We start from the raw sequence: 24,483 nt of genomic DNA, 5'->3' as shown, positions 1-24,483 counted from the left end.
GCTTAGTTCGTAAGACCTTGTCGTTCTCCAAAAAGTTGAGTAACCACGTTGGTGCAATTTGGTATTTTGTGCATCATTACAATGCCTCTTTGCGTTCTTAACCATTACTATTCATCACTACCCAAAAAGGAATGTCTTGATGATCTCGCCATTACAACTCCTTTTGATATAGCAATTCTGAATGAGATGTAACGGGGTGCAGGGGCGTGGTTCTCATTCCCCTATCTACAAATAGCCTGTGATTGCTATAGTTTTACCAGACTACGAAAAGTTCAACAGATGTTAACATCTGCGACCATCACTTCATTGAACTTTCACAAACAACTCAAAGTTTTCAGCTTTTGGGCAATTCGACCAAAAGCTGGAACCTCGAAATTTACACTTACATCGGCGCTGCGGTGGATCTGCGCCCACCGCGACTTAGGCAGCCGGTTGTTCCGACTCAAGGTCGACCTGTTCAACTTCAGCTACAGCAATAGGCTCAACGGCAGGAACCTCATCATTTGCAGGCTGTCCATCTGGCTGTTGCCTATAGGTGTCAACCTGCTTAACTTCAGGCGTGGTCTTGGGCTCATGGACCGGCAGTTCATTGTTCCTTTGGGCAGCGCGATTGCTCAAATAAGTAAACCAAGAGGGTGACCAGGATGAGTGGCTGTCTTTGCCAAACGCCCGCTCTTGACCGATTCCACCGGGTCCCGGTAGTAGTCGGTTCATCCAGCTGAGTAAATTGGTCGTTATACCTGGGAACAGACCGTAGAACCGGGCGGTGAGCAAGGTTGGAAACGGTACAACAACTTCCGCAGCACCCCGACGTAACCCAGCAATCGTTGCCCGAGCAACCTTTTCTGCGCTGGCGGAGACCAAGGGTAGCGAATCACTGATGCTGAACCAGGCAAACTCTTTGCGATGCTGCCCCTTAAAGATGGCGTGGTCGACTACGCCCGTGCGAATGAAGCCAGGGCAAACGGTGGTAACGGCAATGCCTGTGCTTGCCAGCTCAGTTCTCATTCCTTCTGACAGCCCAACTAGGGCGAATTTGCTGGCGCAGTAGGCCACCATGTGCGGCGATACAACCTTGCCCCCAATAGATGAGATATTGACGATGCGTCCAGCCTTGCGATCGCGCATCTCTGGCAAAACGGCATAGGTTGTGTAGAGCGGTGCCCAAAAATGTAGCTGCATCAGGTCGTCATAATCCTGCATTGTCAGGTTTTCCAATGGACCTACGATGTCAGCTCCGGCATTGTTAATCAAAATATCGATGGCCCCAAAGCGTTCCCGGACCTGCTGCACCATCTGCTCAACCTGAGCCTGATCCGTCACGTCGCAGGTCAAGGCAAAAATGTCTCCGCCTTGCTGCTCTAGTTCGGTTTGCGCCCGCTCCAGTTCTGCCTCATCTCGCGCACAAATTGCTAACCGAGCACCGGCCTCAACCAGCTGGCGGGCCATGACCAGCCCTAACCCGCGCGAGCCCCCTGTCATCAAGATGATCTTGCCTTGCAGGTCGTAACCCTCTTCGCGCGTGCGGCGATCTAACCAGATGAAGCCGGGCAAAAGTGCATCGCAACAGTTATCAGCCCGAGTAGACTCTGATAGTTGATGTTCATCCCCCGCCTCCTATAGTGTGACCTTCACTGTAGGCAGTGCTAAATGATGGTTTCTCCTTCATAAGGAGAGACTGCCTCAATCAATAGGCAAATTTTTGATAGAGAAGCTTAGTAGCCAAAGTAACAACTGAAGCCAACTGAAGTCAGCAATTGCGGCTAGAGAGCTGAAGGAAATGTTTCGGGTGCTTCCCCCGTTTCCTGGGGAGAACCGCGATCAAGGGGTTCCACTGCCTGCGTCTCATCAATGTGGATGATGGCATCAAACTGATCTGGCAAGCAGGCATAGAAGTAGTGGCTCTGCCGCTCAGCGGTAGGACGATAAATTACCCCAATTGCCCGCTCCAGCCGCTTCTGTCTCAGTGCGGCAACGGCTTGGTTATTACTTCGCAAATTCAGCAAAAAACAGGGCAATTCTGTGCTGTGAAATAAAGCCTCATAACTATCAGGCAGTGCTGGCTGTACCTGTTTGACCTGTGAAGGTTCACCCCAGTTCGATGCTGCCGTTACAGTTCCGGTGTAGGTAGTAAAACCAACTAGAACAGCCTCTTTCCCGTGGCGTTCACGCACCAGCTGACCCACATTCCACTCTCCTATTTGCCCCATATCGGTTGCCCGGGCATCTCCTATGTGAGAGTTATGTTCCCAAACGACTATTTTATTTGACATGCCTTGACGGCCTAGATGAGCCATTAATTGCTCAAGCGTTTCCGCCATGTGTCGATCGCGCACGTTCCACGAATCAACTCGCCCTTGAAACATCGAGCGGTAGTACTCCTCTGCGTTTTTCACCAAACGTGCGTTTTGTTCTGCATAGAAGAACTCATTCGCTGCTGTTTGACTATCGCGCTGGAAATACTTTGCTGTCTGCTGTTGCAGTTCCAACAGTTGATTCACAGTTTCATCTCGACACGACTCCTCTGCGTCAAGGCTGGCGATGTATCCGTACTCCTGGGAATCTCCCTCAAAATACTCAAAGCAAGCATAGCGATCGCGGGCTCGTTGAGCGGCCTCCGGATCAACCCGATCTAAATACTTGAGCACCTCGCCGATGGAGGTATACATGCTGTAAAGATCCAGCCCATAAAAGCCAACCTTAGACCCGCCTGAGGATAAAGTATCGTTGTACTGGCGTAACCAGCCCACAAAATTTACGACATCTGTGTTCCGCCACATCCAGCCAGGAAACTGTCGTAGTCCTTCAAGAGCTTCTTCTGGGGCTAGATCCCCGCTAGAACTTTGGACAAAGCGATTCACCCGATAGCCATCGGGAAAATCTGCCTCTACAGCCACAGCCGCAAAACCTTTCTCTTGAATCAACCGTTTAGTAATCTCTGCACGCTGTTCATAAAACTCATGAGTTCCATGAGTTGCTTCGCCAAGTAAAACTAAACGAGCATCCCCAACTAAATCCATCAAAGGCTCGTAATCGGAGGTTGCGCCCACTAGCGGATAAGCTACCTGCCGTACAGCATGAGCAATGTCTGTGACTGTGGTGTCTGGCATCGTTTCTTCAACTACCCACATTCAGTAGAGTTTGAGGAATCACGCACTGTTCAAGCGCAATCATCTGCTTGCGCGCTCTCCGCTATGACGCCTTACGCAACTAGCCTAAATATCTGAACCCATCTTTTCCTCCAGCGTTGGAGACAGATTCATTTGTAGAGTTCTTAAGCTTCACACAGGCAGTTTTGGTCTGTCCAGTATTTATTCAGCAGCTTCGCTACGAGAACCTTGAAAGTATGGTTGCGCTTTGGACGCTTCCAGAATTTGGCTGGCAACCGACAGTACGACCGTAGCCAGCAGATAATGCATCCGGTCGTACTGAATATAGGTAGTATGCAGATGATTTCTCAAAAACTTTTATATCTAAAGCTAGCCTACAAGCTGATAGGCACCGCCTTGCTTTAATGCTCGCTGATAAGCTGGGCGGGCGTGAATGCGCTCAAGGAAATTAGTCAACATTGGGCGACTATTATCCAAACCTGCCCGTGCAGCAGCTGCCTCAATTGGAAAACTCATCTGTATATCAGCAGCTGTGAAATCATTGCCTGCAAACCAAGGACTTTTCTCTAATTCTGCTTCTAAGTAATTGAGGTGTAGCGCGATCTGAGGGCCAATGAAAGCACGCTTAGTCCGGCTTGCGATCTGCTCCACAATTGGTTTAACGAAAAAGGGTACGGGTTGCTGCTCAATGCGATCGAAGACCAGCTTTAGCAGCAAAGGTGGCATGGCTGATCCTTCAGCGTAATGTAACCAGTAGAGGTAGCGCCACCTCTCTGGGGTTCCTGAGGGCGGTGCCAATTGTTCGCCACCGTACTGATCGACCAAATATTCAATGATGGCTCCAGACTCCGCTAAAGTCATTGTTCCATCAGTGACAACTGGCGATTTACCAAGGGGATGAACCTGACGCAGAGATACTGGTGCTAGCAGCGTTTCGGGGTCACGTTCATAATACTTTATGTCATATTCCAGCCCCAGCTCTTCCAACAACCACAAAATGCGCTGGGAGCGAGAATTATTCAGGTGATGAACAGTAATCATCAAATTGCTCTACTCGTTCTATGTCTGCTGTGATGTATCTAGCATGCTAAATTCTTACACTAAAGAATTTGAATCTTAAACTACCTATTTAAGTTAGAACACGCTCTATTGCCATATTCTATCCACCATTATTGCCAAGCGGTTATTGACTAACAGCTGCCTAAGCACGTATAGGGTTAAGCCAAGGCCAGCGTCATTGTGGAGGGGGTCAGCAGTATTGCGATCGCAACCATGCCCAGGCATGCTGCTACATGACAAGGGCTTTTATAGTCGCTTACCTCCTGTGGTGTGCCGTGCGTGAATACGGGCAAAATCTGCTTCGGTTTGCTGTGAGGCCTTCGAGTTAGAGCCTGTATCCGGATAAATGCCCACAAACTGCTTTGGCGTCATGCCCTTAACCTGCTTAAATACGCGGGTAAAGTGGGACTGATCGGTAAAGCCAAACAGATAGCTGGCTTCAGAAAGAGTCATTGCTCTTTTTTGTAAGGCCTGGGCAGCGTGTTCAATGCGGCGTTTCAGCAGGTACTTGTGGGGCGTGAGCCCAGTTGCCGCTTTAAACAACCGAGAAAAGTGAAATTTGCTCAGACCCGCCTCCAACGCCAGATCGCTAAGGCCGATATCCTCGCTCAGGTGAGCTTCGATATAGTCAACCACACTGCCCAGCCGTTGCCGGTCAATGATCTTAAGGGAGCTAAAATCGAGCGGGCTAGCGGTACTGTAGTGATTTACAAAGTGCGCCGCCAGCGCGGTAGTGAGCGTATCCCCGTAGAGCCTACCGTTGGGGCCGCCGCTTTCAGCTTCGATCAGCAGCGCCTGCATTAAGACCTGAATGTGCTTGTCTTGAGCTTAGTGCTGCCGCCTGAATACCTGGCGCTCAACTAGAGGATGGTCAGCTAGAGCATCAGCGATCTTAGCCGGGTCAAGCGTTAGCAGCGCAAACTGATTGTAAGTACCAATGCGGTGGGAGAACGGAATGCCTGCTGGGTTAATCCATAGGTCGCCAGTTTCATAACGGTGAGTTTTGAATGTCTTGCCGTCTTTCCACTCCCACTCGAAGGCTGGGCCAGTGTTCATAGCGAAGTAGTGCTGAGTGACGGTGACATCTTGGGGCGTAAATCCTTCGTTTTCGCCTTTTTCGAGGTATATCCCTTCCCAGGGCAAGTCTTTGCTCGACACCAGAATACGGCCCGCGTTGACATCCGGGTTGGGCTTTAGAGTCTGGCTATCGACAAAGGCAATCTGGCTTTGCATGGCGGTTCAAATAGCGACTCAGGTCAGGTTAAAAGCGCCTCATGGCTGCTAAGGCAGCATCCCTTAGGAATTGCAGGAGAAGGTAAAAGGCGTTGTCAGCAGCAAAACTGCCGCAGGAGTGGCTACATCTACTGGGTTCAAGCGATCAATTTAACTCTCAACAGACCCGTGAGCAATTTTCTACCAAGATTTAGCAAGTAAATACAAGATCCGTTTGCAGATTTCCTCGATAGTAGTTCTTGTCAGGCGCTGAAAGGCACAACGCTATGGTTGAATCTAGCCACTAAAACAGTTTGCACTCAGTTTAGAAGCGAATTTTGAATTCTATAGGGAGACACTCCATGAAATACTTGCTTAGTGCTGCGATCGCATCCACCGCAATCCTCATAGCCGCCACTGCTGAAGCTGCCCAAGTCAGACAAGTCACCTTCGAAAGCCAGGGTGAGACGCTGGTGGGCAACCTGTACCTGCCGGATAATTATACCGCTGGGCAAGAGCTACCGGGCATTGTCGTGACCGGCTCTTGGACCTCCGTTAAAGAGCAGATGTCGGGGCTCTATGCAGAGGAGCTGGCCGATCGCGGCTTTGCAGCACTGGCATTTGACTTTCGCAATTTTGGCGAGAGTGAAGGGGCAATCCGGGCGCTGGAGAGCCCTGCGATGAAAATTGAGGATATCCAGGCGGCAGCCACGTTTATGCCAACGCTGCCTGAGGTGGCAGATGAGCAGATAGGGGGTCTGGCGATTTGTGCTTCGGCTGGCTACATGGCACATGCGATCGCACAAGGTGCCCCTCTACAGTCCTTTGCCACCGTCGCCGCCTGGCTGCACGACGCTGAAACGGCCAGAGCCCTCTACACTCCTGATCGCTACGATCGACTGATTGCCGCCAGTCAGCAAGCCGCTGCCCTTTATACAGCCGAGGGCACCGTGGAATACACGATAGCTGCTACCAATGATGAAACCATTGATCTGGCTGCCATGCGCTGGGCCGACCCCAGTTTTTACTACACCAGCCCTGATCGGGGGGCGATTTCCCAGTACGACAACCGATTTCCCGTCATGGCCTGGGAGGGCTGGCTGACTTTTGATGCGCTGGCTGCCGCCGATGGAATTGACGTGCCGTACTTTATGGTGCACGGTGATCAAATGGCTATACCTGACAATGCCAAAGCCTTCTATGCCAGCGTCGATGCGCCTAAATCCATGCAGTGGATTGAGGGCTTTCAAATGGACTACTACGACCAGCCTGATCTGGTTAGCAATGCCGTTGATTTGGTAACTGACCATTTCCGTCAAACTTTGCAGTAAGGCCGGTTCAGAAAGGAGTCCGTCATGACAGAAAACGCTCCCATTGCCCTGGTCACAGGTGCTAATCGCGGTATTGGCCTAGAAGTCGCCCGTCAGCTAGCCCAAAAGGGAATCACCGTTTACCTGGGTGCGCGTGATCTAGAGAAAGGCCGCGCCGCAGCCCAAGCCCTAGCAGCCGAAGGGCTCAGCATCATACCCTGCCAGCTCGACGTTACCCGCCCGCAGGACATCGAGCAGGTTGTCAGCCAAATAGAGCAGGCTCACGGTCGCCTGGATATTCTCATCAACAATGCCGGCATTCTCTACGACACCTGGCAGACAGCCGCAACGGCTGACCTGGCAGTAGTGCAAGAGGCCCTTGAGACCAACACCTTTGGCCCCTGGCGCACCTCCCAAGCCTTCATTCCCCTGCTCAAGCACAGCCCCCATGGCCGCATTGTTAACGTCTCAAGCGGGGCCGGATCGCTTCAGGACATGGGCGGCAGTACCCCTGCCTACAGCGTGTCCAAGGTAGCCCTCAATGCGCTGACTCGCATGCTGGCGATCAACTTGCAGTCCTCAGGGATTTTGGTAAATGCTGTTTGCCCCGGCTGGGTCGCCACCGATATGGGCGGAAGCGGTGGTCGCCCCGTTGCAGAGGGCGCTGCTAGCGTGCTCTGGGCTGCCCTGCTGCCGGAGGGCGGCCCCACCGGAGGCTTCTTCCGTGACGGTCGCCCTGTAGCCTGGTAAACCCAAAAGAAAAACGCTCACTGTTCAGTTCGCATTCAAATCTTTAAGTCAACCTATCTAGGCAAGTTTGCAATGAAATCTGTTGTTGTTGGAGCGCTCATTATGGCCCTAGCCCCTGCTCCCGCGTTTGCCCAAACCGAAATAGAACAGGCTGCTATTACAGTCTTGGTAGAAAGCATTGCCACCTTGGCCGACCAGGAAAATTTTGAGAGCCTAGAGGCCCTCTATGCCGATGAGGTGCAGATCGACTACACCTCCCTCTTTGGTGGAGCCGCGCAGACTCACACGCCTGAAAGCCTTATGACTGCCTGGGCTAACGTTTTGCCCGGCTTCGATCAAACCCGCCACAGTCTCTCAAATGTTCAGGTAGAGGTGAACGGCAGCACTGCCACGACAATCGCTGATGTTGTTGCCATCCATTACCTTGGAGACAGTTACTGGCAGGTATCGGGTCAGTATGTCTACCGTCTGGCTAAAGAAGAAGCAGGCTGGCAGGTGACGGAAATGGCCTTTAATCTTGAAAACGAGTCGGGCGATCGCACACTGCTTGACGCTGCTGCGGCCAGGGTTGCGACAGATCCCGTCAGCTACCTTCAGCGGCAGCAAACCGAGCAGGCTGTACGCAACTTTCTCACAAGTCTTGAGAACAAGGACATGGAAGCGTTTGCCCAGGTCTGGGCAGAAGATGCAGTGCAAGATATGCCCTATTCCCCCGAAGGGTTTCCCAGACGCGTTGAGGGCAGAGAGAACCTAATTCGGCACTACGCTGGCTGGCCTGAAACCAGCGGCCAAGCAAATTTTACCCGTGAACTTGTGTTCTATCCTATGCAGGACCCAACAATGGTATTTGCTGAGTGGCACGGAGTCGTTGAGATTGTGCCCACGGGTCGAACCTACGATCAGCGCTACGGCGGCTTGTTCCACGTCGTAGACGGCAAAATCGTCCTATTTCGAGAGTACTACGACCCCATTGTGTTTAAGTACGCCTTTGGCCTAGAGGAAGGAGAAAATTTTGGTAACTCCCCATCTAACCGATAGCGTAGGAAAACCCTGCAATACAGTAACTTGCGGTTGAGTAAACCATAGTAGAGGGAGGTGAAGATATTCCTACACTGTGTGCACACCCCATACTCGACTGATTTGCGCCAACGTATCGTGGCTGCCTACTAAGTCAATGAAGGCTCGCAACGTGAACTGACCCAGCGCTTCAAAGTGAGCCTCTCCTTTGTTCGAGACCTGCTGCGCCGCTACCGCGAAAGCGGAGATATTAAGCCGAAGGGGTAAGCGTTACAACGATGCATCGAACCGTACAGTACCTCAACCTGAGCGTCAAAAAAGAACGCTCATTGGCAGTGAGCAACTGACTCCTTGCGTAGTACAACTACGCTTTGACTACCGAGATTGGAGTTTTACAATTGACCCACGCAATCTGGTGTTTGTCGATGAAGCAGGGGTCAATTTGGCAATGACTACTAACAACCAGTAAGGCTTGCAGCTCTTACCACAAGCCTCGGCTGAGAGCGTCTTTTTCCTCTGAGTCGAGGCCTTCTAGCGGCGGTAGGTCTGTCATGGCAAAAGCTTACCATCCTTCTTTATCAGTTGAGAACAGTCAATCCAGTTGAGCAATTGCTTTTGTACTTAATCATCTTATCTACCACCTTAAAATTGTAGAGTTGGCCATCAATTCAAGGAACTATCGTGATTTGATTGGTCTGACGCACGTTGATCTGTCTGATGCACGGTGCGATTGATGATCGCGAGTAAAACGCACGCGCCGATTGCGAATATTCCGTTACCGATGAGATCAACAACACCCTTGGAACCAATAGTCGGAAGTTGAGGGAAGCCATACCAGGCATAAGTCAGCAGTGCTCCACCTGCAAGTGCTAGCTGATGTGCATTCCCCCACTCTTGCGATCGCGACCAATAAGAGACGAGTTTGATCATCAGAATATATAGAACAAGGTACATCCCGACGAGTGCCCAGCCAGGGACGAAATCAACCACTAAATTGGATGCCATAAACACACTCGACGTGAGCAGTGAAACTAGACCCACAACTCTCGGACTCGGTGCTCTGCGTGTGATCTGTGATCGCAGATAGGGACGAACCTTAAAGGCAAAAACGACGATGGCGACAATCGCGATCAAGCTTCCAATCAACTGTGGGGGAGAGGCTAGAAAACGTTCCTGGAAATAAAAGGCGACGAAACCTAGCGCTGCACCCAAGAAAAACAGAAGGGTCGTGACTGCTAAACCAGCTTTGCCTAACCAGGGGGTCGTTCTTCGGTTGGGAACTAAGGTTTCAACCAGTGCGATCGACACACTCATACTCCAAACAGTGTGTAAGGTCAGGACCATCAGCGTCCACCACGCACCCATGCCGATTGCGGGAATATAAGCGGTATCCAGCAGGTTCAAGCCAAAAATCGAGGGGTTGAATAACGTTTGATTGACGAGTCCTTCTAGAAACACGGCATATGCTAATCCAAGCAAGATCATTGTCCGCCAGCCTCGGTTCGTGCGGCGCGTAACTTCGCGGATCAAAAGTGCCCCAGTGCCATACCCCAGCGCAACAAACGGTCCAGCAGTGAGCAGCAGGTCAATTGATATATTACCCAGCAGAAATTCTGCGATTAGAGGCGAGAGAAGGAATAGTCCGATTGCAGGCGCAATACGTTTCAAGTTATTCAGCATGTGCAGAAAAAATCTAAACTATTAATATGTGTAAGTCTTATAAATAAGACAAGAGTGACAGGAAACAACATGGGATGCCCAAGTTTCCACGTCAGGAATTATTTTAGTTATATCAATCCCCCAACTCTTGCAATGTCTGTTGTGCCCATAGAGCTGCTTGAAGCCGGCTGGAAACGCCAAGTTCACCTAAGATTCGAGTAATGTGGTTCTTGACGGTTCCTTCTGAAATAAAAAGATGATTCACAATGTCGCGATTGTTGAAGCCTTGTGCAATCAGATTTAGAACTTCAAGCTCGCGGTCTCTAAATTGCACATTCTGAAGGTTATAACTCATTGTCAACCCTTCTTGTCTTCAATGTCTCAGTCAGGGCTAATTCATCTTTCTATCATCTATTAAAATTTCTCTGACGGACCCTGACGAAAGTCACGAAAGAGGCGATCGCATCCTTTTGAATTTGCAAGAGCTCAGCAGATCCTTCTCTACCAGCCCCAGCGGTTCTACTAGAATGGCAGCCCTGTGCCGACAGGGAAGCGAGCAGAATGTCTCAGTCTGCCACGATGCGAACCAGGGTAGACAGGGCGGCAAGTTTGGTAGTATCTACCCCTCGCGCCCCACCTCGAACTTCAACGTCTCCCCGTGTGTTGCGGTCAATATCGCCTAGCAGGTTTTCGACTACGTCTACAGGTTCATCGTTTTGCAACCCGATAGGGTTGCCGCTGCGAGTTTGATTTTCCTCAGCGATTTGCTGCAGGCCACGCAGGGCATCCCGCAAGGGGCTGGTGCTGGCAATGGTCAAGATCTCAGCATAACCAGAGCTGCTGAGACACAGGTGAAAGGCTTCGCTGGGGTCGGCGCAGTAGTTGCGGTTGCGATCGCGACTCAGTTCCTGACGGGGAATCATCACCGATTGCCCCGGCTCTAAAAGAGACTCGCTTTCGGGGGCATCCCAGTCAGTAGGATGCAGCACCGTGATCCGGCCAGATCCCCCGATGGCCAGAATGCCGATATAGAGGTTGCGATCCTCGGCATTGGTGACATTCACCACAATTTCTGTGCCCGACCTCAACTCTCGCACAGGGCCATCGAGACGCTGGGCCACTAAACCCTCCTGGCTGCCTCGGCTGGCACTGCGTCCCACTGCTACCGCACTATCTACAGGCTGTACGGCCACATTGACGCTGAGATTAGAAGTATCGCTGTTGAGGACAGAGCGCAGCACCCGTCCGGCAAGCAGCAGCTTGAGCGGGGCATTGAGCCGCTCGATGCCGGCAGCAATGGGCTCATTGGGTTCTCCAAAGCTATCGCGAATGGCCACTAGCCCCGGCGTGAACAAACCAATGCTGCCGATCTCACCCACATTCCGGACAGCTTCAGCGGTTGCGATCGCACGCCCTGCTTCGGTCATCCGTCCCAGCAGGTAGTGAGGGCTATTTTCCCCATTCACGGCGACAGGTTCGATCCGGTTGAATCGGGCAAGTTGCGATCGCGCTTCCACGAGGTCTGAGCCTAGGGAAGGATTTAAGCCTACTCGCAGGGTCAAATCAGCCGGAACGCCCCGCACTCGCTCGCGCAGCAGCATTCCGGCTTGAGGAACAGAGCGTGCGCCCTTCAAAACCCCATAGCCTTCTAAACCCACGCGCCGAGTTTGCTCAATCTGGCCCGTCTCATTACCATTGGCATCGGTAATTGAAAAAATCGCTCCTGACTCAAAGGCATCCAAACTTTGAGATGAAACGCCTCCCAGCCAAAACCTGACCTCCCCATTTTCAGTGCCTAAGATCACCGCCTCTGCCGCCGGAACCTGGGGGCGGCTGAAATATAGCGGCTCTTGATCATAGTTGCGGCCGGGTTCAATCTCATAGATGGGCGATTGCACAATGCGGGCACTATTGGCCACATCCCGCGTACTTCGCGCCAGATCGACAAAGACTCGCTCTAGGGGCAAACTACCCGGCTGCTGCCAGAGGTAGCGGGTAAGCGCATAGGTAAACGCCCCAGCATAGAACTGCCCCGGCCCCGCAGCCCCAAAGGAAGCGTCTGCCGCTAGCTGATTGGCCTGAGCCGATCCCAGGGCAACCCCTTTGGCAATGCCGCGAGTACGCCGCTCTTTCAGCTCACGGGGCGACCATCCCAGATGCGTCATCCACTTTTCCTGAGCGGCAATTTCTTCATCACTAGGGCCTGCTTCTCCGAGCCCTACCCGTGACTCAACCGCCCGGACGAGCAAGTCCCCTCGGGTGCCCCCTCCCGAGTGGCAGCTATCTAGCATCACCGTGACCTGGTCGGTCTTGAGCGCCGACATCAGTAGAAATAAGGTCTTGCCCATGATGTCGTTGACCTGGCTATCACGAGTATTGGTTCGGGCATCGTAGGGCAGCATGGTACCGTTATAGCCCTCGACCCCGTCATAGCCTGCCCCCTCTGGCAAAGCAATGGGGTCAGGGTCTCTCACCAGCGAGCCATGCCCTGAAAAGTGAAATACCACCCCATCTCCTGGCTGCGCCTGAGCAATCAGATGCGACTCAAAAGCATCGAGGATGTTCTGGCGGGTAGCTGCCGCATCCGTCAAGATCAAAATATCGTTTGGGCTAAAGCCAAATCGGTGCACCAGCAGTTCCCGCTGCATCCGCACATCGTTTAAGCAGCCCCGCAAAGAGGTGACTTCAGCCGGATACTCATTAATTCCCACCAGCAGCGCCAGCTTACGAGACGGGCTCTGGGCTAGGGCTCGGCCATAGCGGTCGGCCTGCCGCCGCACATCGAGCTGGCTCAAACCAGCTGCGGCCAAGGCCGACCCGGCAAACTGCAGAAACTGACGACGCTTGATGCTGGGCATGGTCAGAACTCCTCAGATAGCGAGAAACAGCAAGGTGAGCCACAACTTGTGCTCGTACTGTCCCATACATCTAGCAGGCGGCAACTTATTCACTCTCAAAACTTAAGGCAGCTTGAAAGCCTCAGCCACCCCCTATTCCTCAGCCTAGAGCGCTGCAGAATTCCCACGTCTACGATTTAGCTGTCATAGGGAATGGCAGTGGAGCCAACGGGCCGATCTTTGATGCAGCCTGACGGGGAAGGGGCCGTGAATAAGTCCTCAAGGCTTAGCCATAGGGGATGATGACACTCACGCAGCAACGCTAGTACTCCGGCAGCTAGCCTTGCTTTCCTAGCCGCTACAGCCCCAATGGATTTCCCGTGACTCAATGCAAAACTAGTAACAGCTCAGCCCCCAAAATCATGGACACGGCATTTCAATATTGGCAACTAGTCTGTTTGACCAGCTCAGGTCGCCACCAGATTCAGGTACTACCCCAGGTGCAAATCTGGATTCAGCAAACCTTCTCTAACTTGATGATTAGCCCGGATCCTCTAGAGAACGCTTTGCAAAAGCCCCTCATCACGCTCTGGCAGTCAGGCACAGAGGATGCCGCCCTAGCTCAGCTTAGTTTGCGGTGCTTTATTACCCATCAAATTCGAGGGGCCTGTATTCGCTTGACCAATCAGTTTGGTGAAGACTACGGCTTTACTGCCCCAGAACTACTTGCCCAAGTGCTTGATGATGATGGACGAGTTGCCGCTGACTATCGCCCCTTTACTCTCGAAATCTTGGAGAGCTATGACCCTATCAAATCGGCACTGAGTACCTGGAGCAGCCGGTTGACCTGCAACCACCCAGCCCTCAACCGACTGCTGTTAGAAAAAGGGCTATATCGGGCCAGCGATTGGGCTATTCTCAATGACACCAGCCCAGAGCAGGGGCAGCGCATTCTGCGGACTTATCATCTCTGTAGTGAGTACGAAGTTGCCCAGGGAACAGCGTTGCTGGAGCAGTATCAGCGGGTCTACTGCCGCGATCGCATTTCCCAACGCCAATCGGGGGGGCCTCGTCGCTGTCAAACTCCTACCTCAAAGCAGCTACAGGAGATGGTCCCTGAGCAAGATCCTAAAACAGTCCTGGTGCGACTACAGCAGCTCGCTAGCCAGCTGCGCCAGTATCGCATCCACGTCCGGGGTGGTAACCCAGTGCCCTACTCAGAAGACACTGATTGGGGGCAAATTCCTGCCCCCTCGGATACACCCGATGAGCAGGACGAGTTTTTGCAGGCTTACCGTCAGGCGCTAGAGAACTGTCTAGGGGATGCGATCGCACACGTCATCCAGCACAACATCACCCGACTGCGAACCCGCCAGCCCCCCCAAGATCAAGCCTACGTACAGGGGCTGCATCTGTTTCACTGCCTGGGTCTGGCGATGGGCAAGCTGGCAGCTCAGATTGGCCTGAGCACTCAAGTTCAGGTTAACCGGCTGCTACAGCTCAAGCGCCTGCGCTCAGACGTGCGGCATCAGTTAATTGCCCAACTCTGCGAAAGGGTTCGTCACCAAGCCCTCAGCTACATTTCAGCAGACCGGCTACACGCCATCGACCACACTCTAGAGCACCTCCTGACTGAGGAGGTAGACCAAATCATCAAAGACGCCACCACCGAAGCCCAAATTCCTAAAGGACGTAGCGCCAAAAGCCTGTTTGCTCACCAGCTCTGCTCCACCATTCATCAATTCATGCCTGATTCGGAGTAAAAATTATGGTTTTTTCCTCTTCACACCCACCCGCTAACCTAAGTTCTATGAGTTATTCCGCCGAGCCACCCGATTTCGAGTTTGACCCCCTCCGGCCCACGACGCTCAGGCTGTCTGCGGCGGCAGTCGATTGGGCTATTCAAATGAGCCAGCAAGCGCCCGAGACAGATCAGCAGTGGCCCACGTTTCTGCGGGCGATGGCCCTAAAGGGCCTACAGCAATGGCTCGAAGCCGGTGCCCTAGATATCGCTCTTTACTACGACTTGCACCGGCCCCCGGCTTTGGAGGTCAACTGCCGGGTCAGCGATTTTCGCCTTTGTTTAGTCGCCCAAGGCAGCCTCAGCGATACAGTCGTTGCCGTTCCCCAAGCCACCCTCGATGACGCCAGCAACTTCGCCCATCTCTATATCCTGGCCGAGGTGCAGGAAGAGGCTGACCAAGTCACAATTCTCAATGGGCTACGGCGCGACCGCCTGTTGGCCTATCATCAGCAAGTTGGGCTAACTGCCAGCAATAATGGCACCTACAGCATTCCAGTCCAATGCTTTGACACTGCCCCAGAGGACGTGCTGCTATACCTGTCATGCCTCAACCCACGACACCTAACGGCTCCCCAGCCAGCAGCTACAAACCAAACCAGATTGCAAGCCCTAACCTCAGCAGCAGGCGGCCTAATCAATACTGGCCGCTGGCTGCAAGACCAGCTCGATGCCGTGGCCGATAGCTTGGCCTGGAGGCTGATGCCGCCCTTGGCCCCGGCCAACGCACTAATGTCTATCCGCACCCCAACTGAACAGCTAGAAGCCGTCTTACGAGAACTTGAGCCCTCGGGCATTACGATTTCACCCCAGGCCCGGGGAGCCTATACTGACCTGCAGCCCCTGGGACTGCCCTTTCGCCTGTATGCCCTGACCTGGACCCTGTTTGACTCACAGGCCCCAGAGTGGTCCCTATTCCTATTTTTGGGTCCGGTTCCCGGAGAGCAACTGCCCATTGGCACCCGGTTAACTGTGCGAGACGACACAACCACGCTGGCCGAGCAAACCTTGAACCAGGAAGCTGAGTCAGCCTACCTCTACACCCAGGTAATCGGTACTTGGGATGAGCAGTTCACAGCCACGATTGAACTCCCCAGCGGGACGGCCCTCCACTGGCCCCCCTTTGTCTTTAGGCCAGATGCTTAGCCTGCCCCTGGGTAAGTTCCCCGTTTCTGTTCCCCTCTTCTTTCTCTGCCATGACCTACCGGCTAAATGTTCATAAAATTGACCAGAGCTGCCTGTTTGAATTGGCTTGGGGCAAAGGACAGCGGTTGACAGCTAGTCTGGCCTTTCCAGCACAGCTTATGGGGCTTTATGACACTTGGCGGCGGGCCTACCTGGGCTACTACAAGCAGGCTTTACGGGGGCGGGTAGGGGCAATAGGCCAGGTCACCTCACTGGATGTCAACTGGCACAGCAATCTAGTCCTAGCTGAAGCCAGGCTCCTCTCTGAATTTCACAAGTGGTTGAAGCATGGCGACTTGTTTGACCTGCGGGCGGAGCTGACAAAAGCTTCTGAGAAAGTTGCTGCGGGTTCTAGCAAATCACCTGGAGCGGCTAAGGCAGAGCTGTTCTTGACCTGCACTCCCTTGGAGATGGCCCGCCTGCCCTGGGAAACTTGGGAATTTGGCCAACACATGCAAATCGTGCGATCGCCTGCCAATATTCGTTCAGAAACGGTAGACCGACAGCCCTTCCGCCGAGGTAAGACAAGGGTGCTGGCTATTTTAGGCGACGAAACAGGGCTGAACTTTGAGGAGGAGCGCAATGCCCTCAATGCCCAGAAAAAGCTGCTCGATATTCACTATACCGGCTGGCAGCCAGGGGAAAATACTGCTTCCCTCAGGGAACGCATTTGCCGAGAAATAGCTGATCCCCTGGGTTGGGATGTGCTGTTTTTTGCAGGCCACAGCAATGAAGCAGCGCTGCTCGATGGGCAGGTTGCGATCGCACCCAAAACCACTATTTCTATCAAGGAGCTCAGTCCCTATCTCAAGCAGGCTCAGCAACGAGGGCTGCAGTTTGCCCTGTTTAACTCCTGCAGCGGTTTGGACATTGCCAACGCGCTAATTGACCTGGGGCTAAGCCAAGTAGCCATCATGCGGGAGCCCATTCACAACGAGGTGGCCCAGGCATTTCTGGTGCAGCTTTTGCAGCGATTGGCCCGCTATGAAAATGTGCAGGAGGCTCTGCTAGGAGCCTGCCAGTTTTTGAAGCTGGAGCAAAATCTCACCTACCCATCAGCCTACCTGGTGCCCTCGCTCTTTCGCCATCCTGAGTCGGTGCCCTACCGGGTGCAGCCCGCCGGGTTGCGAAAAGCCCTGCAGCACTTTCGGCCCAGCCCTTGGGAAGCAGCGGCCATTGGGGTCATAGCGGTACTAAGCCTACTGCCCCCAGTGCAAGACTGGTTGCTGAGCCAACGAGTGTGGGCTCAGGCCGTTTACCGGGATGTGACGACTCAGTTAGCCCCAGCAGCTACCCCAATTGTGCTGGTACGAATCGACGATCGCACCCTCCAAGAACGCCGCATTCTAAGACCATCCCCCATTGATCGCACCCTGTTAACCGATATTGTTACCCAGCTGGCCGCTCTAGAAGCCAAAGTTGTAGGCATTGACTATTTGCTTGATCGACCCACAGACAATGATGCTGAGTTGAGGCAGGCCCTAGAGCAGGGAGTAGAGCAAAACCAGCAGTGGTTTGTCTTTGCCACTAAGCGCAACGATCCGGGGGATTGGCTCACAGTCTACCCTGATGTTGCTTCTACTAATTGGGTGTTGACAGGAGATATTCGAGTGCCTTGGTGGCACGTCCATCTGCGGGGCTGGTCAGAGCGCCCTTTGCCCTTTAGCTACCAGCTTGCGATCGCGCACTACCTCACCCAACCCGAGCACCAGACCTCAGATATTCCCCGCCCCAATCTGCAAAGCCAAAAATCACTTCAAGCTTTAGTGGAAGGGTACTGGGAAGCTACCCATGGAGGGCAACCGCCTTTGTCGGAGCGGGCTAATTTGAGCATTTTCACCAACTTGTCGCGCTGGATATACCAGCGTTGGCTGCATCCTATCCTAGATTTTTCCCTTCCCCCTGAGCAGGTCTACAAGACCATACCAGCCTGGCAACTATTGCAAGAACCCAACCGGGGACTACAGGAGGCAGGCCTGTCGACTCTTCAAGGGCAAGTGGTGATCGTGATAGCTGGGGGTTACGACGAAGTTGGAGAAGATACCTGGCCTCTGCCCTCTGCAGTTGCCTACTGGCGAGACCAAGCGGTAGGGGTGCTCAGTGGTGGAGAAGCCCATGCCTATATGGCGCACCACTTTTTGACAGGGCACATGGTGATGCCTATTCCAGATTTATGGATGGTATTGGCCGCTGCTCTTGGCAGCAAGGCACTGTTACTAGGTTTAGGCCATCAGTTTAAGCGCTACCCAGTGAGATCGCGCTGGATCTTTGCCGGGGCAACTGCAGGCTATGGACTGCTGTGCCTACAACTCTATGTCAGCGGGCTGGTTCTAGTGCCCTGGTTCCTGCCCTCTGCTACCGCAAGTTTGTATCTACTGCCCTTATTGAGAAACAATTCCCATGAATCTACATAAACTGCTACGGACCTGTCTGAACTTAGTCGGGATCGCCGCTGTTAGCATCTCCACCCTATCCACAGCAGCTACAGCTCAGAGCTTGCAGCCTCCTGTGCCGCTAGCTCGGCAGCAAATATGGAGTTTTCTCCGCCGTGAAGCGGAAGATCGTCGAGAGAGCAGAAATGGAGGCCCCAGGATACCTGGTCAGTGTGAATTGACCCCTAGAGACCAGCTGGTATGGAATCGGACTCCCCTCTTCATCTGGCAAGGGTTAAACAGAGTAGGACTAAGCAGCCCTAATCAAGGAATCCTCTGGCAGGAGACTGCAACAGCAGGAGAGGAGCAGGTGTACCGGGTTGCACATTCTGGAGCGCCCCTCGAAGCCGGAACCTATGATTGGCAGTTCTTCATGATTGCGCCAACGCACGTATACGCCACCTCGTTTGAAATTATGGATGACGAGGCCTACGAGCGCATCGCAGCCGAACTTGAGACCTTGCAGGCAGACTTGGAGGCTGAAAGAGCCGATGCCGAAACGATTGCCCTGGCTCGGGCAGCCTACTTTACCCAGCAAGAACTCGCCTCCGATGCTTTACAAGAGCTGTTTTCAGTTAGCAACCCCTCAGAGGAGATGCGGGAAGGGCAGGCAGAGCTGATCCAAATCTTCTGCCCTCAAGAGAAAACGGGGAAATAAATGGAGTAACTAGCCTGTTTGCCAGTTCTAGTTCTCAAGCCCCAAAAAGCAGCTGAATGTAGCACCAACCAGCCGAAACCCGTTTTTAGACAAAAAGTGAGTTTCTGAGAACTCTTGGGGCAAAAGTGAATATCCCCTCTTTTGTTACTACTGCACCATCAATCCATTTGACCCAACTGCTAGCCAATCCGAAGTTGGGGCGCACCTCCGCTATGCTGCCTACATCCTTCATGCTTCTGGCGACCCCCAATGGGTCGGTCTGGCGATGCCAAAGCCATTGATGAAGCCGCTTTTACCGCACTCTGGATCGACTGGTAATGGCACCTATTCGCCCCCTCTTGGGCAGTGCCACCATCTACTGCTCTTCCCCGACAGCCAGCTCAACACCATTCCCTTCGCGGCCCTGGTCGATGAGCAGGATCGCTACTTGATCGAGACCTACATCTTCACTCACCTCACGACTGGGCGTGATCTGCTGCAGCTACAAAACCCAGCCGCCAGCCTACCATCATCTTTGCTAACTCAGACTACGACACTGCCGATGAGGCAGGGGTGGCGCTAGTGAGCAGTGCTACGCGAGGTGAAATATAGCACTGTACATTTGCTCGAACAGCAGCCGGTAAAGACAGCCAGGCTGTGGTTGGACCTGCGTTAGGGCAGTGCGATCGCATCCTCCAGATTGTTCAGTTCACACTCCAAGCTGGCTGCCTCACTCACAGGAGAGCAAAGATTCCTAACTTTTAGTCATTTAATTTTCTAGTATCGCTCATCTACTTTTAATCCACTCAAAGCCATCCTCCACAAGGTCTGTAGCCCTTTCCTCAACGACCATTTAATTCCTTAACCGGGCCATACATCGCATTAATCGACATATGCAAAGTTTTAGAAAGTGATAATTTTAGATGATGGAAAACATCACACGGGCTTCATTGGAAGATGCGGTGACACTTCTAGAACTACAAAAGCTGGCGTATCAAAGTGAGGCACTGCTTTACAATGACTTCAATATTCCGCCACTAGCTCAAAGTTTAGACGAGATGAGGAGCGACATCACGAGTAAAGTTTTTCTAAAGGCTTCAATTAAGGGCAATATTACAGGCTCGGTTAGAGGGTATCAAGAGGAAAATGTTTGCTTCATCGGGCGGCTTATTGTTCATCCTGATTTTCAAGGTCAAGGTATTGGCACGGCGCTCATGGTGCAAATCGAATCATGCTTTGATCGGGTGCAGCGTTTTCAATTATTCACTGGACATAAGAGTGAACGCAATATCCATCTTTACGAGCGGCTTGGATACAAAATATTCAAAAAACAAAAGATAAACAAGAACTTATCGCTCTTATTCATGGAGAAGTATCAGAGTACTGAATATTTGCTGTAGGTGTAGGTGTAGGTGTAGGTGTCTATTCTGTTGCACACGACCCAATCATGTCGCGTCAGACTTCTCGGTTCAACTACTGGAGCTAAACAAAAAGGATGGTGGCTAGAAGATTGACACTACCTGCTAGCCCAATCAAGTCAAACCAGGAAGGAGCTTCATGCTGAATGACTAACTGCTGGGGTGTTCTCTCTAAACCCTTCAGGGTCAGGGTTCACAACAGGGATTAGAGGTCATCGATTGGCAGCCAGTTACCGGAAAACATGAAAGCGGCCCAATAAAATGGGTGCTCGTAGTCTGAACTGGCCAACATATTTAGCTGCACCTGCCGTAGGGCTTCGCTGCGCCCCTCACCGTTCAGCAATCGTTGGTAGTAAAGCGTCATTAGATCGGCTGTGCCCTGGTCATCGACCAACCATAAGCTCATCAGCAGGCTTTCGGCCCCCGCCATCACAAAAGCCCGGCGCAGTCCGTAGACCCCTTCCCCAACGGACACGGCACCTAAGCCAGTTTCGCAGGCGCTAAGTACCACCAGTCGAGTACCGTGCAAATCGAGGTTGGCGGCCTCTAGCGCAGTTAAAACGCCGTCTTCTCCAGCGCTGGCTCTGCCGTTAAAGCCCGCAAGAGCTAGCCCAGAGCGCAATAGAGGATTTTCGCTGCTAGTGGGGCGGTTGCTCGAGGGCGGGGCGCTGAACTCGGTAGAGGTGGCAGAGACAATCTCAATCTCGCCTCGGCTGCTCCCGACAGGTGGCACAAACTCTAGGTCTTCTAGGAAGAAGCCGTGGGTCGCAATGTGCAAAATGCTAGGGGCCTGTACCTGCTTGAGAGCATTTTCGGTGGCTGCGGCTTCGGTGAGGAGGAGGGGGGTGGGGAGGAGGGGCGTGATCGCATTGGCCTCAACCTCTGTCCCGGGAAGCGGCCCAAAGCGCAGATCTGCGATACCGCGGGGCTGGGGAGAGGCTGCTGCTCCGGCACCATTTCTGGCTGTCGCGCCTGTCGCCACCGTGGTGTAGTCAGGATTGGCCATAATGACGGCAGACTGACGACTGGGAGAGCGGTTTTGCAGCCGCAGCAGGTCACGGCCACTAGTGAGGTGGGTAAAGGTGTAGCTTTCCACCAGGTAGCGGTTGTGCTCATCCACCATGGCGGCAAAGGGAACTAGATTAAGCTGGCTATCGGGAGCTACCAACAGGTGGGTAGCGTCGCCTAACAGGGGCCGGATAGGCTGCATTACCAGCTCATCGAGTGCTCGTCCTGCAGCGCGAGTGGCTTCGAGAGCGCCCGGATCGCGCAGGGTGTTGAGGAAGGCAAAAGCCGCCTCATTGATAGTCTGGGCATCGCCCAAATCGATCCACTGAGGCTCACCTGATGCTTGCAGTACGTAAGCTGCATAGCGCGGCGGTTCCCATCTTGTCACGCTGCTTTGGGTAGGGCCAAGCGGGCTGTACTGCACCAGCTCCACTAGGGCTGCATCAGTTGGGATCAGGGCCTGTACAGCCTCAATGCTGACGGCTTCTGTGGCGACTCGAAACTCAGCACTGCGACGAGCCAGTTCATTTTCGAGACGGCTCACCTCCTGCTGCAGCGCTTCAACCTGAGTTTGATACACTGTGGGATCTTGCCCGCTCCACCCGCCGTAGAGCAACGCTGCCAGTTGACTTTGGGTTGTGGTGTAGTCATTTAAGAGAGAGGCTGCTTCTGGGCTGAGGTTCTGACGCAGGCGCTGCTGTGAATCGGTAACGGCATCGAGCACGCGCCCCTTACGGCGTAGCACCGTGTTTAAGGCTAGCTGCGCCGCCTCAAGATTGGTAGACGCGTGCTGCAAATGGAGAGAAAGGGTAATGTTGGTGCTGGCCGTTAGGGTTGCAGCGTAGGTTCGCTTACGGATTTCTGATCCCATTGCCAGGTTAAGGCCTAGATAGGTTTCCTCGATGGTAGCGGCTCGCTGCTGAGAGGCCAGGCTTTGGAGAATGTCGCCTTGAATTAGATCAATCCACGCTAAACTGTTGAGACTAACAGCAACATTAGGATGGTTTTCTCCCAAAGCTGTTGTTTGAATATTAAGTGAACGCAAAAGCAGCGATTCCGCTTCTGCGTATTTGCCCTGGTTGTAGTAGCCCCTTGACAACCCGCTTAGCGTGACGGCAGTACTAGGGTGGTTCTCTCCAAAAGCTGCTTCGTAAATCGTTAGCGCCTGCAAAAGAACCTGTTCTGCTCTGCTATAGTCGCCTTGATCCTGGTAAAGTCCAGCCAGGTTAACAAAGGTAGAAGCAAGGTGAGGATGATTTTCGCCCAGCACTGTTTCATAAATGTGCAGCGCCTGCAGAAAAAGGGATTCAGCCTCCTGGTATTTATCCTGTTCCCTGTACACAAGGGCTAAATTATTTAAGAGCAAGGCAATAACAGGATGATTGTCATCAAAAGCTGCTTTGTAATTATTCAAAGCGCTTATAATAAGAGGCTCCGACCCATCGTAATTACCCTGATATTGATAGAGCATTGCCAGATTATTGAGGCTGAGGGCAACAACAGGATGGTTCTTACCTAATGCCCGTTCCCGAATGGATATGGAGCGCCAATGGAGAGTCTCCGCTTCGCTGTAGTTGCCCTGGAGTTGATAAAGCAAAGCTAAGTTGTTGATGGTTTGGACAAGGCCAAGATGATCTGCTCCGAGCGTTGTTTCCAAAATCGCTAAAGCCCGTCGGTAGAGGGGCTCTGCTTCACTGTATTGGGCCTGGTCTTGATAAAGCGAAGCTAAATTATTGAGGCTTTGGGCAACATCGGGATGAGTCTCGCCAAGTACCCTCTCGCGAATTGCCAGAGAGCGCATTAAGAGAGGAGTTGCGACCTCGTAGTTACCCTGCTCTACGTAGAGTAATGCCAGGTTATTGAGACTGGTGGCAACGTAAGGGTGGTTTTCTCCCAAAGCTTCTTCATAGAGACGCAGAGACCTGAGATAAAGGGCTTCTGTATTTTCGTACTGGCCCTGGAAGTGGTAAAGTAATGCCAGATTGTTAAGAGGCAAAGCCACAGCCGGATGGGCTTCTCCTAGGGCAGATTCATGGAGGGCGAGCGAGCGCAAAAAGAGCGATTCTGCTTCCCCATAACGGCCTTGATTGTGATAAAGTTCTGCCAGATTGTTGAGGATTAGGGCAACCGTTGGATCGGCTTCTCCTAAGGTGGCTGTGTAAATAGCGAGCGATCTCAATAAAAGCGATTCTGCCTCTCTATAATTTCCCTGTTGTCGGTAGAGATCTGCTAGATTGCTGAGATTATTTGCGGTATCGGGGTGGTTTGCCCCTAAGGTCGCTTCGTAGATCTGATGCGATCGCACATACAAGGGCTCAGCTTGCTCATACTGACCCTGAACGTAGTACAACCTGGCTAATATATTCAGACTATTCGCTACATCTGGATCGGTTGCGCCCAGCATCTGCTCTCGCATCGCTAGCGCCTGTTGCGCTAAGGGAATGGCCGCCTCGTAGTGGCCCGCCTGGTAGAGCTGCCAAACTTGCTGATCAAGACGTTGGGCCTCGGCGAGCTGCTCTGCCTGGGCCACCTCTGCAACGGTTGCAGCCTGCAAGGTAAACTCATAGGGGCCGCTTTCTCCAGCGTAACTAGTGTTGGCCCCGACAACATAGCTGCCTGTGGTCGGTAGGGCGAGAACAATGCGGGCGTGGCTGCCCTCGCCACTGTTGTCGTCTTCGGCGACCACGGTGCCGTCGGGAGGACCTAGCAGTAGGTACGCATTAAACGTTTCGCTGCTCAGATCAACGGTAATGGCTTGCCCAGCCACGCCTGCAAAACTATACCCATTGATGTAGTGACTGTCGTCTAGGCGTTCGCTGGTCTCGTCTAGGCGATTACTGAGCACAGCAGCAGTCTGGGGGGAGGGTGACTGCGTCAGAACTGGAGACGGCAGGAGTGCTGCTTGGCTTACTAGGGGGAGCTTAAGAGCCAGAAGGGCCGCAGTCGCCCCCAGGCCTAAGCGGCAGATCTGCTGCAAACCCGCTGCCAGCGGGGGCTTCTGGGAACGTCGGGGCAATCGAGCCGTCTGCGGCTGGGGCATGACTTCTC

At 53.0% G+C, this 24,483-nt stretch carries 19 protein-coding genes and 1 pseudogene; 10 read left to right on the top strand and 10 right to left on the bottom strand.

Translation table 11 applies throughout. The annotated features are described in order from the left end of the window. Positions 1-101, top strand: a pseudogene (locus H6G13_RS17360) (IS1 family transposase); the annotation flags it as partial. Between the two features lie 319 nt (positions 102-420). Here the strand turns inward: H6G13_RS17360 and H6G13_RS17355 are convergent. The 6 genes from H6G13_RS17355 to H6G13_RS17330 form a co-directional block, all read right to left on the bottom strand. Beyond that, positions 421-1,554, bottom strand: coding sequence for an SDR family oxidoreductase (locus H6G13_RS17355; RefSeq protein ID WP_199305980.1), 1,134 nt, complete (start codon positions 1,552-1,554; stop codon positions 421-423). Positions 1,555-1,763: 209 nt separating this feature from the next. Continuing rightward, complete coding sequence (locus H6G13_RS17350; protein WP_190485046.1) at positions 1,764-3,110, bottom strand: erythromycin esterase family protein; 1,347 nt, start codon at positions 3,108-3,110, stop codon at positions 1,764-1,766. 201 nt (positions 3,111-3,311) lie between these two features. Further along, positions 3,312-3,461, bottom strand: coding sequence for an AraC family transcriptional regulator N-terminal domain-containing protein (locus tag H6G13_RS29515; RefSeq protein ID WP_347277499.1), 150 nt, complete (start codon positions 3,459-3,461; stop codon positions 3,312-3,314). Between the two features lie 18 nt (positions 3,462-3,479). Further along, the gene (locus H6G13_RS17340) at positions 3,480-4,151 is read right to left on the bottom strand and encodes a glutathione S-transferase (protein WP_190485044.1); all 672 of its coding nucleotides are present in this window, start codon (positions 4,149-4,151) and stop codon (positions 3,480-3,482) included. 264 nt (positions 4,152-4,415) lie between these two features. Continuing rightward, positions 4,416-4,970, bottom strand: a complete 555-nt coding sequence (locus H6G13_RS17335) for an AraC family transcriptional regulator (protein WP_190485042.1) — start codon at positions 4,968-4,970, stop codon at positions 4,416-4,418. Positions 4,971-4,997: 27 nt separating this feature from the next. Then, positions 4,998-5,402: a hypothetical protein gene (locus tag H6G13_RS17330; RefSeq protein ID WP_190485040.1), complete on the bottom strand. Its 405-nt coding sequence runs from the start codon at positions 5,400-5,402 to the stop codon at positions 4,998-5,000. Between the two features lie 341 nt (positions 5,403-5,743). On the opposite strand from H6G13_RS17330, the gene H6G13_RS17325 reads away from it, so the two are divergent. The 3 genes from H6G13_RS17325 to H6G13_RS17315 all read left to right on the top strand — a co-directional run bounded on the left by H6G13_RS17325 (position 5,744) and on the right by H6G13_RS17315 (position 8,479). After that, positions 5,744-6,712 carry an alpha/beta hydrolase gene (locus tag H6G13_RS17325; RefSeq protein ID WP_190485038.1) on the top strand — a complete coding sequence of 323 codons (969 nt, stop codon included), beginning with the start codon at positions 5,744-5,746 and terminating at the stop codon, positions 6,710-6,712. 24 nt (positions 6,713-6,736) lie between these two features. Beyond that, positions 6,737-7,441, top strand: coding sequence for an SDR family oxidoreductase (locus H6G13_RS17320; RefSeq protein WP_190485036.1), 705 nt, complete (start codon positions 6,737-6,739; stop codon positions 7,439-7,441). A 72-nt stretch (positions 7,442-7,513) separates the two neighbouring features. Beyond that, positions 7,514-8,479 carry a nuclear transport factor 2 family protein gene (locus tag H6G13_RS17315; protein WP_190485034.1) on the top strand — a complete coding sequence of 322 codons (966 nt, stop codon included), beginning with the start codon at positions 7,514-7,516 and terminating at the stop codon, positions 8,477-8,479. Positions 8,480-9,121: 642 nt separating this feature from the next. On the opposite strand, the gene H6G13_RS17310 is transcribed toward H6G13_RS17315, so the two are convergent. The 3 genes from H6G13_RS17310 to H6G13_RS17300 all read right to left on the bottom strand — a co-directional run bounded on the left by H6G13_RS17310 (position 9,122) and on the right by H6G13_RS17300 (position 12,975). After that, positions 9,122-10,138 (bottom strand): hypothetical protein, encoded by a 1,017-nt coding sequence (locus tag H6G13_RS17310; RefSeq protein WP_190485032.1) that lies wholly within the window; start codon positions 10,136-10,138, stop codon positions 9,122-9,124. A 112-nt stretch (positions 10,139-10,250) separates the two neighbouring features. After that, positions 10,251-10,472: a LuxR C-terminal-related transcriptional regulator gene (locus H6G13_RS17305; RefSeq protein ID WP_190485030.1), complete on the bottom strand. Its 222-nt coding sequence runs from the start codon at positions 10,470-10,472 to the stop codon at positions 10,251-10,253. A gap of 211 nt (positions 10,473-10,683) precedes the next feature. Then, entirely contained in the window at positions 10,684-12,975 is a 2,292-nt protein-coding gene (locus H6G13_RS17300) for a caspase family protein (protein WP_190485028.1), read from the bottom strand. Between the two features lie 401 nt (positions 12,976-13,376). Here H6G13_RS17300 and H6G13_RS17295 point away from each other — a divergent pair, with 401 nt between their 5' ends. The 6 genes from H6G13_RS17295 (at position 13,377) to H6G13_RS17270 (ending at position 20,409) form a co-directional block, all read left to right on the top strand. Continuing rightward, complete coding sequence (locus H6G13_RS17295) at positions 13,377-14,717, top strand: hypothetical protein (RefSeq protein WP_190485025.1); 1,341 nt, start codon at positions 13,377-13,379, stop codon at positions 14,715-14,717. Between the two features lie 47 nt (positions 14,718-14,764). Further along, complete coding sequence (locus H6G13_RS17290; RefSeq protein ID WP_190485024.1) at positions 14,765-15,901, top strand: DUF1822 family protein; 1,137 nt, start codon at positions 14,765-14,767, stop codon at positions 15,899-15,901. A 50-nt stretch (positions 15,902-15,951) separates the two neighbouring features. After that, on the top strand, positions 15,952-18,354 hold the full coding sequence (locus H6G13_RS17285) for a CHASE2 domain-containing protein (protein ID WP_190485022.1): 2,403 nt from the start codon (positions 15,952-15,954) through the stop codon (positions 18,352-18,354). Continuing rightward, positions 18,341-19,030, top strand: coding sequence for a hypothetical protein (locus tag H6G13_RS17280; RefSeq protein ID WP_190485020.1), 690 nt, complete (start codon positions 18,341-18,343; stop codon positions 19,028-19,030). Before H6G13_RS17285 ends, H6G13_RS17280 begins: the two co-directional genes overlap by 14 nt. Before the next feature lie 280 nt (positions 19,031-19,310). Further along, positions 19,311-19,592 carry a CHAT domain-containing protein gene (locus H6G13_RS17275; RefSeq protein WP_190485018.1) on the top strand — a complete coding sequence of 94 codons (282 nt, stop codon included), beginning with the start codon at positions 19,311-19,313 and terminating at the stop codon, positions 19,590-19,592. Between the two features lie 340 nt (positions 19,593-19,932). Beyond that, on the top strand, positions 19,933-20,409 hold the full coding sequence (locus tag H6G13_RS17270; protein ID WP_199305977.1) for a GNAT family N-acetyltransferase: 477 nt from the start codon (positions 19,933-19,935) through the stop codon (positions 20,407-20,409). Positions 20,410-20,632: 223 nt separating this feature from the next. Here the strand turns inward: H6G13_RS17270 and H6G13_RS17265 are convergent, their stop codons facing one another. Continuing rightward, entirely contained in the window at positions 20,633-24,475 is a 3,843-nt protein-coding gene (locus H6G13_RS17265) for a tetratricopeptide repeat protein (RefSeq protein WP_190485016.1), read from the bottom strand. Positions 24,476-24,483 lie beyond the last annotated feature (8 nt).

The organism is Pseudanabaena sp. FACHB-2040 (genome assembly GCF_014696715.1).
Classification (GTDB): Bacteria; Cyanobacteriota; Cyanobacteriia; order Phormidesmidales; family Phormidesmidaceae; genus JACVSF01.
The sequence above is the reverse complement of the archived record's forward strand: the minus strand, read 5'-3'. Positions and strand labels throughout refer to the sequence as shown.